Genomic DNA, 15,171 nt, shown 5'->3' on the forward strand with positions numbered 1-15,171 from the left:
AACGATAGAATCATGCTTGATTAGGGTTATCTAACCCAATATGGTTCGAACCGTGCCAGTAAATCCATCTTCGTTCAAGTGTTCGAGTACTCGATACTCAGCACCCAATGCTTCAGCCAATTCTTTAGAGCGTCCCAATTTAACAAAGCCCTGCTCCGTATCAATGACCAGACAGGAGATCCCGGCAAGCCGGATCCAGCTTGCGGCCTCCAGGCATTCATTCCAAATGTCCGAATAAACCGACAATCCTGAAGGACTTTGGTTCGCTCGGCCATCCGTAACGAATATCAACGTCGGTATCGTATCATGATTTCTTCGTTTCTCCGCTTGAAGCACCTTATAGGCCAGGTTAAGCCCGGCTGCCAGAGGCGTCCTTCCTCCAGTCGGAATATCGCGGAGATGCTTTGACGCTGTATCGATGCTGCGTGTAACCGGAAGCACAAGCTCAGCCTCGTCCCGTCTGAACGCGATCATGCCAATTCGGTCTCGCTTCACATAAGAATCCCGGAGCAGATGAAGGATGCCTCCTTTGACCGCTGTCATGCGCTTTCGGGCCAGCATCGAACCGCTGGCATCAACCACAAACAATAACGTAGACCCAACGCGATTCTCTCTTTTCTTGAGACGCAAATCATCGAGTTCAATGGCAAACGCGACGCCGTCCTTTTTGGTACGGATCAACTGATAGGGAGCCGCTGCGCGGATCGTAGCATCAAAAGCCACATCGGTTCGCTGCTTCCTGTTCGGGTATACAGCCCCTACCGATCTGCCTCTCTTCTGAACCGTACGCAGATCATGTCGCTTTCCCGAGCCCTCATATTCTAACTTACGCTTCATGTTCAACTTCAAGGGCTCGATTGGATACGCCTCGTCAGGAAACAGCACCTGATCATCCATTCGATCACTGGATACATTCTGAGGATCATTAGGATCCTCCACAACCAGCATTTCTGTTCTGCTTTGTTTGAAGGCGTCTCCCGCCTCATTCGTATTGGTCCTCCCATCCCCGTGATCGGGATGCTCTGCAGGGGAGTGGGAAGAATTCGTTTGATCGGGTGATGGATTCGTCTGATCGCCTGCATCCGGTTCAAGTGGATGACTCCCAGGGGCGTGGGGGTTCTCGAATGCAATTCGCATTCGATGAGGAAGAACATACTCGGCGATCTCTCGGATATCCTCCATGGTTACTTTGGTGCGCCCATCCCAGGCGGCTGCCGCTTTAGCCCCTTCAACAAGAGAGAGCTCGGCACGGGCGCTTGCAATCCCCGCTTCATATGCGGTTGAGGAGGCTAGCTGAATCATTTCAGCGCTTACCTCCATGTGAGGAATCAATTGTCCGGCCGCTTGGATTTGCAACCGGAGTGCATCTTCCTGACGCTGATATCGGCTACGGAAGGCATAGGGGTCCTGCTCGAATTGTAATCTTCGGCGTATTACCTCGGCTCGATCCTTGTGATCTATCAACTCGGCCAACGTTACACAGAATCCAAAGTGATCCAGCAGTGAAGGCGAAAGAACGCCGTCTCCCAAATCCATTGCCGCAAGCAGCATAAATCGGCTTTCTCGAATTTCTGATATCCCTTCTCGCTGCAGATAAACCCAGCCGCTCGAGCGTGTATTGACAATCTCTCTGATGAGCACTTCGGGCACTAGATTCATATGATCGGCCAGCAGCAGTTGACCATCGGCAATTTCTAACAAACCCGGGGAACGTACGAGCCTGCCGCGGTCGATGGCGGCCGTCATATCGAATGAGCCGAGAAGCCGATCCGCTGTGATGTTGACAGGTACGGATATTTTCAGACGGTCAGGGATCATCGAAGAAACTGCATGCAGCAGATGACTTTTACCTGATCCTCTAGAACCATGAATAAGAACTCCGCCAATCGCAGGATTCACAGCATATAGCAGAAGCGCCCGCTTCGCTTTCTCTTGTCCAACGATTCCGCTGAATGGATATACTGAAAGCTGCTCCATTTCCCCCACCTTCATCATGCCTGTACCATTGCTGTTGAACGCAGTAACGCATGTAATCGCTGTTCGATACCGCCGGACTCTTCAAACGGCTGCCGTCTCATCCGATGAGGCAAGACCAGGTATGCGACTTCCTGCATATGTTCATGGCTAATTGAATCTTGGCCCTGCCATGCTGCCAGGGTGAGCGCTGTTTTGATCAGGGTAATGTCGGATCGATGCCCCTCAACTTCCAGCGCAATTCCGATTTTTGCTGCCAGCTCCAGCATGTCGTCTGTAACGTCAATCTGATCCAATCGCTCCCTTGCCTGAAGGATCTGATTCAGAACGCGCTCCTGTTCGGCCTCATAATGCGCTGAAAATGATGCAGGGTCACGCTCAAAATCCATACGTCTGCGGATGACAAGGGCACGCTCGCGAACATCCTTCTCTCCGCCGATGTCGACCGACAGCGCGAAACGGTCCAGTAGCTGCGGCCGCAGGTCACCTTCTTCCGGGTTCATCGTCCCCACCAACAGAAATCGCGACGGATGAGAATAGGATATCCCTTCTCGCTCTACCGTGTTGATTCCCATTGCAGCCGCATCCAGCAATACATCGACAATATGATCGTCCAACAGATTGATCTCATCGATATATAAAATATGACCATGTGCCGCAGCCAGCAGACCCGGTTCGAATTTCTTCTCTCCTGTCTTGATTGCGTGCTCAATATCGAGAGCACCAACGACGCGGTCTTCCGTTGCACTTACAGGCAAGTTAATGACTTTTAGATCAGGCATGAGCCCAGCCAATGCCCGTACAGCTGTAGATTTTGCCGTTCCTTTCTCACCTCGGATCAAAACCCCCCCAAGCTTCGGATTTACGACGTTCAAAATGAGCGCCAGTTTCATTCTCGATTGACCTACAATGGCTGTAAATGGATATTGCTGCTCTACGTCTTTCAAACATCACAACTCCTTATGGCTTCATTAATCCCGATACTCGGGCCGTGACACGTTGGCGAAAGGTCCTGTGTCTCAATCCGATTCATGCCTTTTTCCTCCTTAACAGATACAGGAAAAAGGGCGCTCCCAGCACACCCATGATGATTCCGACCGGTAGCTCCATCGGGGAGAACATAATTCTTGCCAGCGTGTCGCAAATCGTCAGAACGGCAGCCCCTAACAGCGCTGTGGAAGGAATCAGAAACCGGTAATCCCCTCCGACAAGCAGCCGGGCGACGTGCGGTATGATCAGCCCGACGAATCCCAGAAGGCCTGCGATGCTGACGGCACTGGCTGCAAGCAGCGTTGCGATCGCAGTTATCCATAATCGGGAAAGTTCCACCCGTATCCCTAAACTCCGAGCCGTGGCATCTCCGAGCATCATAATGTTCATTTGCTTGGAGAAGAGCATCGAGAGAGCTAGACCGATTAAAGAGTATGGGAGGATGGTCGATAGGTCGGGCCAGCTTTTAGCTGCAAGTCCGCCTACCATAAAGAGCAAGGCCCCTTGCACCCTGTCGCTGTAAAAGGTAAGCATTGCTGATATCCCGGATCCCAAAAAGGCGGAGACTGCCACACCTGCAAGGACAATTCTGAGCGGGTTTACTCCGTCTTTCCAAGACAGCAGATAGATGATGAATGCGGCAAGCGTCGCTCCGATGAATGCGGCAGGCGTCAACAGATAATCATACTGCGGCATAACGACAAGCAGGAAAATTCCGAACAGCCCGGCCCCGCTAGAGACCCCAATTATATGGGGATCTGCCAGCGGATTTCGCATAATTCCTTGCAGCAAAGCTCCTGAAACGGCAAGGTTCGCTCCAACAAGCATTGCAACAAGCGTTCGTGGCAGTCGGATATTCCAGATAATCTCCCGGTTCACTCCGGGCAGATCATGTTGCAATACGGCCGCAGCAATATCTCGAAGCGGAACCATAACAGCGCCGGTGGCTATGCTAAAAAGGGAAGCTGCTATCGCTAAAACCATGAATATGATGATCACGGACACAGAGCGAATGGATTTATTCGGCATCACCGAAGATCTCCGGATACACCAGCTTGGCTAAATACTTCAGCGATTCATCATAGTGAAGGCCTGGATTCGTGAGGAATAAATCGGATGGTACGACAATCACTCGCTGTTCTTTGACAGCTCCTATAGAAGCCCATGCAGGATTGCTCTCGAGTTCCTCCTTAATTTTCTTATCCCCCACAGCCTTTTGTCCGTGGATGATCATAAAGATATAATCCGGATTCTGCTTCGCAAGCGTCTCCATGCTGTAAGGGGACGTGGTTGGACTGTCAGGCGATGATGCTAGAGTCTCTGCCACGTTGCTCAGGCCAAGCATTTTAGCTATCTCCAGTCCTGTTGTTCCGTCCTTCTGAATGGAAATTCCACCGGGGGTGACGTTTAGATTGATAAAGGTACGATGATCTCCCGGCAATTGCTGCAGAACTTCATTCACCCGGTCATCTAATGTCTTCAGCTTTTCCTGCAGCTGTTCTTCCGTCCCGGCAATCTTCGCCATCCATTCCGCCTTTGACTTCATATCCTCGTAGCTGGACATGCTCATTAGCGCCACGTCAATGCCACTGCTCTCCAGCGACTTTACAAGCTCCTTATGAAAACGTGCTTGCCCGATGACCAGATCCGGTTTTAAAGCCACCACCTGCTCCAAGCTAATCTGACTTACGGTTCCGACAGACGCTACCGCTTCTGCTTCTTCAGGGATCGAAACGCCCAGGGCTTCCATCCGCCCTACCGCTTGTCCTCCCACAGCATACAGCAGCTCAAGGAATTCGGGTGACAGCACGACGATTCGTTCCGGACGCTGTTCGAGCGTAATCGTACGATTCGTCGCGTCTTGGAAAGTGATATAAGCTTCGTTGACTGCTGGGGGCTCAGTTTCTGTTTCCGATGACTTCAGTTCTTTTTGGTCATGAGCTTCTGTCTCCTGGCTGCCTGAAGTTTCGGTTCCATTGCACGCTGACGCAACAAGTGCGAATACGACGATAATACAGATCGTCAAGATGTAATGTGTTTTTTTCTTGCTTAATTGCAAAGACATGGACTCGTTCTCCCCTTATGACTAAATCCTTTGATTTAGCAGCTAGTAACGACATTCTATGTAGAATGTAATTTTTACGATTATAGAAGATGCTTATTTGCTTACCGTATTAATGCAGAATTCTTTGGCATAATGATTCATTAAAGTACAGAATCTCCGATTGTGCCGAATAAAAAAGGAGGACAGATCATAGCGGTTCCTGGATGGCTCGTAAGTAACAAGCAAACGGTGTTTCATTCGCTCCATTGCGAACTCGATAAATGACTTTGCCTGCACCGAGGAGATGAAGGTGACATACGCATAGAGCGAGTGGTCTTCCGGCTCATCCAAGAGGCTGACTCCCGCGCAGGAATACTCTGTCTGTATCCCTGCTCGTTTGAAATACATATACGCAGGAAGAAGTTCTGCGTCAAGTTCTATGTTACCTAACCAGACTGTCTGCTTTTCCCGCATTCGCTGCTTGGACAGCTTCGCCCATTTCCCCAATTCCATCTCCCGGCGGTTCCACTGATCTTTGCTGTGCGTACTTATCACTCGTTCTGCTTCTTGATCGAAGATCCTAACCCTGTCCGCCATCTCTGTCCTCCCTGTCGGCCATGATGCTTGCTCAGTCATTCCATTCCGGTCTAGCGGGAGCATGTGTTTCTAATGAACTTTCACAATCCGTGCAGTAACCGAAAATATCAATTTTGTATTTCAGTGATCGAAACTGCTGGGGCTTGGGTAACTCCATCTCCTCTGGATCAAAGCTCATCGGAATGGTTTGTTTACAATCCATGCATATAAAATAAAGCTGCGGCTGAACATGATCGATTATGCGATACCGCAATTCATTATCCAACACGAAAATCTCAACGATCCGCAATTGCCTAAAAAGCTCAAGATTCCGATATACTGTACCGTAACTCAATCCATGAAAGGTTTTCTCCATGGCTTGGTATATCTCTATGGCTGAGAATGGACGGTTTAATCCTAAAATCAGATCAACAAGGAATCTTCGCTGCGTTGTAATTCGCACGCCATGCTCAACCAGGTAGTCAATCATTTTATCGAGCTGCATGCCAGGATTCAACCTGATCACCTGCCTGCTACTATCATGATATGATTTATGTTAGACAACTTTAGTACACAGCCCACGATCCTATACCCAGATGTTGCGTCTTACCAACTGGACTTTTTCACGCCTGGAATTTGTCCTTTGTGGGCTAGCTCGCGAAAGACGATCCGTGACACGCCAAACTTGCTAATATAGCCTCTTGGTCTGCCGCTAACCGCGCAGCGATTGTGAAGTCGTGTCGGGGAGGAGTCACGAGGAAGCTTCTGCAGTCCCTCATAGTCCCCTTTTTCTTTTAGCTCCCTGCGTTTTTCAGCATATTTGGCCACGACTTGCTGTCTTTTTCGTTCTTTAATGACTTTGGACTTTTTTGCCATCTAAAACAATCCTCCTCTATTCTTAAGATTTATTCATTTAAAGCAGCTTGCAAGGCTTGGAGATTTTGATGCATGATTGCAATGTAATCAAGTTCTTTTGCGATATCTTCCTCCGTCAAGCCTTCAATCGGATTCAGCACGGCTGTGGATGCTCCGATTTCAGTTGCGATCGTCTCTGCAACGTTTGAGGCGACGAGCGTTTCAAAAAATATAGTTTTTACATTGTTCTCCTTGGCAAATTCAATGATCTTCGCCATTTGCGAAGCCGACGGCTCTTGATCCGGAGACAACCCCGCGATCGGTACCTGGGTTAAACCATATTCATGGGCTAAATACCCGAAAGCAGCATGCTGGGTGATGAAGTCTTTTCTCTTGGAATCCTTCAATCCTTCGTTAAACTCCTGATCCAACGCCTCCAGCTTGCTTACGTAGGCATCTGCATTCGCTTTGTAGGCATCCTTATGCTCAGGATCTGCTTCAGCCAGGCCTTGTTCAATATTACGCACTTGCTGAATAGCAAGAGCAGGCGAAAGCCACACATGTGGGTCAAGACCACCGTGATCATGATGATGCCCACCTTCTTCGCCATGATCATGGGCATGTTCATCTTCGTGGCTGTGTTCATCCTCTGCACCATGGTCATGGGCATGTTCATCTTCGTGGCTATGTGCACCCTCTGCCCCATGGTCGTGCGCATGTTCATCCTCGTGGCTATGTTCGCCCTCTATGCCATGATCATGGGCATGTTCATCTTCGTGGCTATGTTCGCCCTCTGTGCCGTGGCCATGGGCATGCTCCTCTTCATGGCTGTGTTCGCCTTCCATGATCTCTATTCCTTGACTAGCCTCAATTACCTTTAGATCACGATCTTTGACGCTATCCAGTACCTGATCAATCCAACTCTCCATACCTGCACCGTTATACACAATCACGTCAGCATCAGCAATGCCTGCCATATCCTGCGGCGTAGGTTCCCAGTCATGCGGTTCAACCCCTGCCGGTACCAAATTCTCAACATCCGCCAAATCGCCGGCAACTTGGCGCGTAAATTCATACATCGGATAGAAGCTTGTTTTAATCTTTAATTTTGTTGCTGTCGATGTATCTGTTACTTGGCTATCTGTTGTATTCATGCTTCCATTGGATTCACTTGGCTTGGCAGAGCCGCAGCCCGCGACAGCCAATGCTGCGGATAATGAAAAAGCGGCAAAGATTCGTTTATAACTCTTAATCATGATTAATAACTCCTCTTACTTTCGGTTTGTTTATTTGTACAGCTCTTCGATTTCGCAATTGCAGCAGCTTCTGAATGAATACGGCTATGAGCAAGAACCCTAACAAAATGAGTGCAATCGTGCCACCGGGTGGCGAATTCAAATAGTAGGAGGCGGTTAACCCCGAGAAAACGCCAAACAATCCTGTAAGGACGGCTACTCCCATGGCAGCTAAAAATCCGGGAGCAATCCGGAGCGCTATCGAGGCTGGAAGTACAATAAGTGCCGATACTAGCAATACACCAACGATCGGCATGGAAGCAGCGACCGTCATGCCTGTGAACACGGCGAATGAAAACGATAGAATCGAAACCCGAGTTCCTGAAATTGCAGCAGTTTCCTCATCAAAGGCGAAGTTATACAGGGGCCGGCGTAAGGCAACAAAAAACACCAGCCCTAATGCGGTTACGATGGCAATCAGTCCTAGTTGTGTATCACTGACCGCAACGATGGATCCAAAAAGGTAGGAACTGAAGCTTTTGTTCAAATGCGCATTCAAACTCATCAGGACGACGGCCACTGCCAGTCCGGAGGTCATGATAATGGCTACCGGCACCTCGGTGTAGGTGCGGTATACCCTTCGAAGCTGTTCAATGACAAGAGCTCCGATAATGGCGATCACAAATCCGCTTATCGTCGGATTGAGTTGCAGGAACGATCCTAATGCCACCCCTGCCAACGATACATGGGAGAGGGTGTCAGCCATAAGCACCTGCCGACGAAGCATTAAATATACGCCGAGGATCGGAGCGATTACACCGATCAGGCCTCCTGCCCAAAACGCGCGCTGCATGAATTCGTAACCGAGCATCGCCATCCCGTATCCTCCTTTCGTTCCAGATGGACGACCCGGTCCAGGTAAGGATCGATTTCCTCCAATGAATGGGTAACCATGATAACCGTTTTGCCTCTATGTTTCACATAGTGATCCAGCAGCTCGTATAACTCTTTACGGCTCGCTTCATCCATCCCGGTTGTTGGTTCATCGAGGATCAGCGCCTCCGGCTCCTGAGCCAATGCTCTGGCAATACAAACCCGTTGCTTCTGCCCCCCTGACAATTCGCCAATCTTATGGTTGCGATATTCCCACATCCCCACTTCAATCAAGCTTTGCTTGACGGCCTCATGATCGCTGGCTGCAAACCGTTTGAACAACCCGAGACGATGATAACGGCCTGAACGAACGAGTTCGATGACTTTACTGGGGAAACCGGCGTTAAACGAAGCCACAAGTTGAGGAACATAACCAACCGTTATTGGTGATCCGTCCTCCGATACACGATTCATTTCAATCGTTCCGCTCCACGGCTTGATCAAACCCAGCATCAATTTAAGCAAGGTCGATTTCGCTGCACCATTGGGGCCTGAAATAACGATAAATTGCCCGGTATGGATATCCAGTGACAGGTTCTCGATGACGGTTCGATCTCCGTATCCAAACACGACGTCGCGCATGGAGGACATAATCATTTCTATCTCTTCCTTCCTCATGACAGAACATTCAACACTGTCTTGCGTAATAATTACGATTAATGACGCTGCTTATATTAACGTGTCTCACGATGTAACGTATATCTTTTCAATCTAGGGCAATACTTGCGCATTTCCAAACGCTCTGGATGATTTTTCTTATTTTTGGTTGTCGTGTAATTGCGATCTCCCGTTTCGGTGCATGCCAATGTAACGATGACTCTCATATTTTGCATCCTCCTTATTAGTAATGTTTACGATTAGTAATACTACCCTCTATGTGTATCTTTTGTCAACCCATCTATCGGATTTATGACATCTATTAATGAGCAGCGACGGTTATTGGATTATACTCTTCAATAGCGTTCTGCATATGCTTCATCTGAAGAGGCATTCGCTCAATAATCGCTTTTCGTTTTGCTTTTAGTACAATTTGTTCAATATCAGCAAAGCTGCACCTTGCAAGCTGCTGGCAAGTTTCAGTGAGAATTGACGGATCATATTCAAATTCGCCAATGAGAATTTCAATGTATAACTTCCTTTGCTCCAGCTCAGGCACGGTATAGATTAACTTCGTATCGAATCGGCGCCATATAGCCTGATCCAGATCCTTTTCTAAATTGGTGGCCGCCATAATAATGCTCCGGTCTCCAAAGTCATCCAAGCATTGGAGCAACGTATTTACAGCACGCGCCATCTCCTTGACTTCATCGTTGTTATCTCGAGTCCGGGCAATGGCATCGAATTCATCCAGGAACAGAACACACGAAAATGTGTCGGCATAATCGAATATTTTACGGATATTGCTTCCGGTTTCCCCCAAATGACTGTGGATGATCGCGTCCAAGCGAACCAAGACAAGTGGAAGTTCAAGGACCTTAGCCATGTAAAAAGCCGTTAAGGTCTTTCCTGTTCCTGGAGGGCCGTACATGACAATCTTGTTTGGAACCGGCACGCCATGCTGTTCAAACTCCTCCCTCATCCCTAAAATTTCAACAAATTCATTCACAATTCTTTGATTGATTTCTGGCAAAATGAGATGCTTTGCCTTTTTGGCACAGTCCTTGGGAGAATATAGGCTTGCCATGTCAATTCCCTTCGCACGAGGAAGACGCTGACTCGTATTACTTTTGCTCATCGATAGTTGTAGCTCCTTCAGTGTGTATATAGATGGATGTAACCCGGTTTAAGTAACCCATATAACCTCTTGGGCATCAATTTCTACCTGCTCCAGCACCTCTTCAAAATCATTGCTGGGATTAATAGACGAAACTGGAATCCATTCATTGCCGTTCGGCTTGGCATAGACTCTCCATGTACCTTTGTGGAAATGAAATTGCACTAGCTCGGTAGACATCCATTCCCGTCGATCCCAATCGGGTCTTTCTTCCGAAAGGATGACGGTATCTTCAAGAGTCCGATATGTTAGCCGAACAGACGCTCTAAGATCCGCAGGTACTTTCACGGCAATGTAACCCTCAAGAATTGCACAGATCCTTTTGTACGTAAATGGGTCCACGCTAAAATACCTCCTATTCCTCGGTTTATTCTTCTAGCGCGCTGTTCACGTAATTTTAAATCAATAGCCGCTCTATCAGTTATGCAATCCAAGGCAATGGATTCTCAAAGCGCGCCCAATTCAAGCTCATTTCCTCATCGGTAAGCAGACACTGATCCAACGCATCCTCAACATTCTCTCGATCCATGTCGATCCCGATCATCACCAACTCGGTTTGCCGATCTCCCCAATCGGTGTCCCATTTCGACCGAACATCCGCCTCGGTTCGTAAAATCTCTTCTCTTTCGGCTGCAGGAAGAGCGGCAACCCAATATCCAGCTGGTCCAAACTGAATCGAGGGGCCGGCTTGGCTTAAGCTTGCCGCAACATCTCCATCGGCAGCCAACCACACCAGTCCTTTCGCACGCACTACCTGTTCAGGCCATTCCCCCATGAATTCAGCCAACCGGGAAGGATGAAAGGGCCTTCTGCGACGATACACGAAGGAGCTTATTCCATACTCTTCGGTCTCCGGGACATGCGTTTCTTTTTGCAATTCCTGGATCCATCCGGCTGACATGCTTACCCGTTCAAAATCAAACAATCCCGTATTTAAGATCTCAGACGGATCGACTTGCCCATTCCGGGTACGAATGATCTTGGCGCTCGGCTGCAGCTTCCGAAGGACAGCTTCCAGCTTGTTCAATTCCTCGTCATCCACGAGATCACATTTATTTAGCAGCAGTACATCGCAAGTTTCGATCTGATCGATAAGCAAATCCACGACATCACGATCATCTTCGCTTCCTGCGCCCTGATTGCGGTCCAGAAGGCTCTGACCGGATGCGAAATCCTGCCAGAATCGATTAGCGTCCACGACGGTGACCAAACAATCGAGTTTAGCCAGATTCGTTAAATCAATCCCTGTCTCTTCGTCGGCATATGTAAATGTCTGAGCGACCGGGATCGGTTCGCTGATGCCTGTGGATTCAATCAGAATGTAATCAAACCGTTGTTCATTGGCGAGTTTTTCAATTTCCTCCATTAAATCATCTCGCAGCGTGCAGCATATGCATCCGTTGGACATCTCGACCAGCTTCTCTTCCGTGCGGGATAAGGACGCCTCTCCCTTAACCAGCGCTGCATCAATGTTAATCTCGCTCATGTCATTTACAATGACAGCGACCTTCAGGCCTTGCCGGTTATTCAAAACGTGATTTAATACCGTTGTTTTTCCCGAACCTAGATACCCGCTGAGTACCGTTACGGGGATTTGTTGTTGTGTCATTGCATTCTTCTCCTTGTGACTTGATATTGGACTTAAAATGGACTAATCCATCTTATTCGTAATGATTACGATCTATGACAAACCTAATATAATTCCTTTTATTCAAAATGTCAAACGTCTATATTTCGATACATCACGTCCTTAGAATCACAAATTATCTTGGCTCCAAAAAAACCACAGCGAATAGACCAAAGATGATATGGATCCCTGGTCTACCAGCCCTTGATTTTGCAAGCGTTGAGCAATACCTTATCCTTCGCGATGAACGATTGAATGGGGCAGGAAGATAGGCGTTCCCGCCACAGGATCCTTCAACACCGTAGCGTGTATTCCGAACACTTCCTGCAGCACAGCTTCAGTCAGCACTCGATCCGGCGTACCATCCCGTACAACCCGCCCATCCTTTAGAACAACCATTCGATCTGCGTATCTCGCCGCCTGATTCAAATCATGAAGCACAACAATAATCGTAGTCCCTCTCTCTTGATTCAGCCTTCTAACGAGCTCCAATATCTCCAACTGATGTCGAACATCCAGGAATGTCGTGGGCTCATCCAGCATTAACACGGGAGTCGACTGAGCGATCGCCATGGCAATCCACGCTCGCTGCCTTTCTCCCCCCGAAAGGGAATCCAGCGGCCGCTGCTCGAAAGCTTGCATTCCGGTAACCTCAAGCGCCTCTTCGATTGCAGCATGATCCTGCTTTTTCAACATCCGCAGCGGACCTACGTGAGGATACCGTCCCTGCTCTACCAGCTCTCTGACCGTTATGGCCATCGGAACCTCCGGTGACTGAGGGAGTATCGCCATTTTCCTTGCCAAGGCCCTCGGAGATTCTTTTGCAATGGCATGCCCATCCAGATATACACACCCTTTCTGCGGCATAAGCAGCCGTGCCATGGTTTTAAGCAGCGTGGATTTGCCGGATCCGTTGGTGCCCAAGAGCGCGGTCACACCACCCGATAGGATATCCATGGACAGCTCTTTGAGGATGGGTTTGTCGTTATATCGCAAATCTATTTTCTGAGCTTCCAGCAAGGGTTTTTGGGATTGATCTTCTTTCATCTTCGTCTCTGTCTCCTTGTTCGTTGAAACATTTAATGTGATTTTCTTTTTTGCTTAATGAGATACAGAAAAAAAGGAGCCCCCATAAAGGCGGTAACTGCCCCAACCGGAAGGGAAACTTGCGAGCTTAAACCGAATACACGCAGCTCGAACGATACGGCCTGGGCAATGACATCGGCGCAGAGCAGCAGCAGACCTGTGACAACCGTACTGAAAGGGAATAATCTTCTTGCATCTTGGCCTACCAGTCTCCTTGCAATATGAGGGCCGATAAGACCGATAAATCCGATTGCGCCAACGGCTGCAACCGCTCCGGCGGTCAGCATTGCCGCCAGGATGAGCATCATCCATCTCATTCGACGAACTTGTACGCCCAGACTAGCTGCCGTAGACTGCCCCAATTGCAAGGCATTCGCAGCTCCTGCGCTAAGCAGACCCAGAGGAATGATGAGTAAAGCCCAAGGCCAAAGCATATCCCAATGTACCCATACCCGGCCATTAAGGGATCCGATCATCCATAACAAGATGCTGCCGACCGCTTCCGTATGCCTGAGCAGGATTAACGAGGTGCAGGATTGCAATACGCTGCCCGTCAGTATTCCGACTAATGCAAGCCTGGTGATATCCATTCCCTTACCCAAGCTTAATGCGTTTACAAAAAGCACAGTGCCGATGCCGCCCGCCCATGCAACCAAAGGAAGATATTTTGTCGCATCCCCTAACCCGTCAGCAAAAGTGATCCAAATGACGATCATCAACACCGAGCCTGCCGATACGCCGAGCAACCCCGGCTCTGCCAATGGGTTCCGGGTTATGGACTGAAGAATCGCTCCTGCCAGACCCAGCATGGCACCCGCTACAAGCGCAATCAAGGTCCTTGGCAGTCGAAGCTGCCATATGATTTGTCGATGGTGTGCCTCTTCATGCGCGTTTGCTAATGCACGCAGAATATGTTGCGGTGAAATAACCACTTTGCCAAATGCGATATGCATGACACACAGAATCAGGATAAGCAGCAAGGCTACCATGAGTCCGATCTTATATGTCATCTCATAGGGATTACGATTCCGGATCAGCTTGTTCATTCTGAAGACCGCCCCCCAAGCTTACGCAAAAACAATGCGATAATGACAGGTCCGCCGATTAGAGTCGTCCAAAGCCCGACAGGCACTTCCCTGGGCATAAATACGGTTCGTGCCAGGATATCGGCTGTTGTTAATAGTACGGCTCCGAGCATTGCCGAGAATGGAAGAACGAACTTTGCGTCATATTGCTGTGATAAGCTCCGTATAAGGTGAGGAGCGATCAAGGCAATATAGCCAATAGGTCCGCACTGGGATACAACCGCAGCCGTCATCGCGCAGCATACGATGAGCAGATAAATACGCACCCGCATGACATGAAGTCCCAGTCCTTCGGCAGTCTCGCTCCCCAAGCGCAGAACGTTCAAAGATCTGGCGAAGCTAAGGGAAAGGGGAATCGTAACGAGCGCCCAGGGCAAAAGATAACCGACATGAGTCCAATTGCGGTTCGCCAAATTTCCCATCAGGAACGTAAACAAGAGGCTTGCACTATTGGATGACCCCATCGTAATCACCCATACCACCAATCCGTTCATGATCGCAGTTACTGCAGCGCCGATAAGGATAATATGTATGCCTCCATTCCTTCCCCCAGCTGCCAAAATAACAACAGCCCCGCCTATAAGTCCTCCAATAAGGGCAAACCACGGCTGCATGACATAGGAAATGGGAACATGTAAAACCGTAATAAGGGCCATCATAAACGAAGCTCCCGAAGAAACACCTAACAACTCCGGACCTGCTAATGAATTTCGTAGTCCATCCTGCAAAAGAACGCCGCATAACCCCAGCATCGCTCCGGCAATGCATCCTAGTACGATTCGAGGGAGCCTGATCTCCAGAACGGACACCCTCTCAAGTTCGGTTCCCCCGTTTAAGAACAGCAGCTGCCGCAAGCCTGACCAGGATATTTCCGGGTAGCCGTACTTCATGCCTATCGCCATAGCAGCAGCCAGCATGATAAACAAGGCAAAAAAAAGGGGCGCACCCCCTATATTTGCTCTCTTGACTATGGTGGAATCGGTACTCTGCAA

Annotated in this window: 17 protein-coding genes; all 17 read right to left on the minus strand. The window is 49.0% G+C overall.

Annotation, left to right across the window (positions count from 1 at the left end; all coding sequences use genetic code 11):
- Positions 1-30: 30 nt before the first annotated feature.
- Positions 31-1,977: a VWA domain-containing protein gene (locus tag MKY82_RS15900; RefSeq protein WP_339224064.1), complete on the minus strand. Its 1,947-nt coding sequence runs from the start codon at positions 1,975-1,977 to the stop codon at positions 31-33.
- 14 nt (positions 1,978-1,991) lie between these two features.
- Complete coding sequence (locus MKY82_RS15905) at positions 1,992-2,921, minus strand: AAA family ATPase (protein ID WP_339224066.1); 930 nt, start codon at positions 2,919-2,921, stop codon at positions 1,992-1,994.
- An 82-nt stretch (positions 2,922-3,003) separates the two neighbouring features.
- A complete protein-coding gene (locus tag MKY82_RS15910; protein ID WP_194542661.1) occupies positions 3,004-3,993 on the minus strand; it encodes an iron ABC transporter permease in 990 nt (329 codons plus the stop codon).
- Positions 3,983-5,029, minus strand: coding sequence for an ABC transporter substrate-binding protein (locus tag MKY82_RS15915; protein WP_339224069.1), 1,047 nt, complete (start codon positions 5,027-5,029; stop codon positions 3,983-3,985). Before MKY82_RS15915 ends, MKY82_RS15910 begins: the two co-directional genes overlap by 11 nt.
- A 93-nt stretch (positions 5,030-5,122) precedes the next feature.
- Positions 5,123-5,605, minus strand: a complete 483-nt coding sequence (locus MKY82_RS15920) for a hypothetical protein (protein WP_339224071.1) — start codon at positions 5,603-5,605, stop codon at positions 5,123-5,125.
- 31 nt (positions 5,606-5,636) lie between these two features.
- Entirely contained in the window at positions 5,637-6,089 is a 453-nt protein-coding gene (locus MKY82_RS15925; RefSeq protein WP_194542664.1) for a transcriptional repressor, read from the minus strand.
- 101 nt (positions 6,090-6,190) lie between these two features.
- Complete coding sequence (gene rpsN, locus MKY82_RS15930; RefSeq protein ID WP_113059885.1) at positions 6,191-6,460, minus strand: 30S ribosomal protein S14; 270 nt, start codon at positions 6,458-6,460, stop codon at positions 6,191-6,193.
- Positions 6,461-6,489: 29 nt separating this feature from the next.
- Positions 6,490-7,695 (minus strand): metal ABC transporter substrate-binding protein, encoded by a 1,206-nt coding sequence (locus MKY82_RS15935; protein ID WP_339224074.1) that lies wholly within the window; start codon positions 7,693-7,695, stop codon positions 6,490-6,492.
- A complete protein-coding gene (locus tag MKY82_RS15940; protein ID WP_220685272.1) occupies positions 7,688-8,551 on the minus strand; it encodes a metal ABC transporter permease in 864 nt (287 codons plus the stop codon). The genes MKY82_RS15935 and MKY82_RS15940 overlap by 8 nt, the downstream gene beginning before the upstream one ends.
- Positions 8,497-9,204 carry a metal ABC transporter ATP-binding protein gene (locus MKY82_RS15945; protein ID WP_194542667.1) on the minus strand — a complete coding sequence of 236 codons (708 nt, stop codon included), beginning with the start codon at positions 9,202-9,204 and terminating at the stop codon, positions 8,497-8,499. Before MKY82_RS15945 ends, MKY82_RS15940 begins: the two co-directional genes overlap by 55 nt.
- A gap of 77 nt (positions 9,205-9,281) precedes the next feature.
- A complete protein-coding gene (rpmG, locus tag MKY82_RS15950; RefSeq protein ID WP_007127873.1) occupies positions 9,282-9,431 on the minus strand; it encodes a 50S ribosomal protein L33 in 150 nt (49 codons plus the stop codon).
- A gap of 95 nt (positions 9,432-9,526) precedes the next feature.
- The gene (locus MKY82_RS15955; protein ID WP_220685271.1) at positions 9,527-10,342 is read right to left on the minus strand and encodes an ATP-binding protein; all 816 of its coding nucleotides are present in this window, start codon (positions 10,340-10,342) and stop codon (positions 9,527-9,529) included.
- Positions 10,343-10,390: 48 nt separating this feature from the next.
- The gene (locus MKY82_RS15960) at positions 10,391-10,723 is read right to left on the minus strand and encodes a DUF3024 domain-containing protein (RefSeq protein ID WP_194542669.1); all 333 of its coding nucleotides are present in this window, start codon (positions 10,721-10,723) and stop codon (positions 10,391-10,393) included.
- Between the two features lie 79 nt (positions 10,724-10,802).
- Entirely contained in the window at positions 10,803-11,990 is a 1,188-nt protein-coding gene (locus MKY82_RS15965) for a GTP-binding protein (RefSeq protein ID WP_339224080.1), read from the minus strand.
- A gap of 249 nt (positions 11,991-12,239) precedes the next feature.
- Positions 12,240-13,055 (minus strand): ABC transporter ATP-binding protein, encoded by an 816-nt coding sequence (locus tag MKY82_RS15970; RefSeq protein WP_339224082.1) that lies wholly within the window; start codon positions 13,053-13,055, stop codon positions 12,240-12,242.
- A 32-nt stretch (positions 13,056-13,087) separates the two neighbouring features.
- Complete coding sequence (locus MKY82_RS15975; protein WP_339224084.1) at positions 13,088-14,140, minus strand: iron ABC transporter permease; 1,053 nt, start codon at positions 14,138-14,140, stop codon at positions 13,088-13,090.
- Complete coding sequence (locus tag MKY82_RS15980) at positions 14,137-15,171, minus strand: iron ABC transporter permease (RefSeq protein WP_194542672.1); 1,035 nt, start codon at positions 15,169-15,171, stop codon at positions 14,137-14,139. The genes MKY82_RS15975 and MKY82_RS15980 overlap by 4 nt, the downstream gene beginning before the upstream one ends.

It is taken from the genome of Paenibacillus sp. FSL W7-1279 (assembly GCF_037969845.1).
GTDB lineage: Bacteria > Bacillota > Bacilli > Paenibacillales > Paenibacillaceae > Paenibacillus_AQ.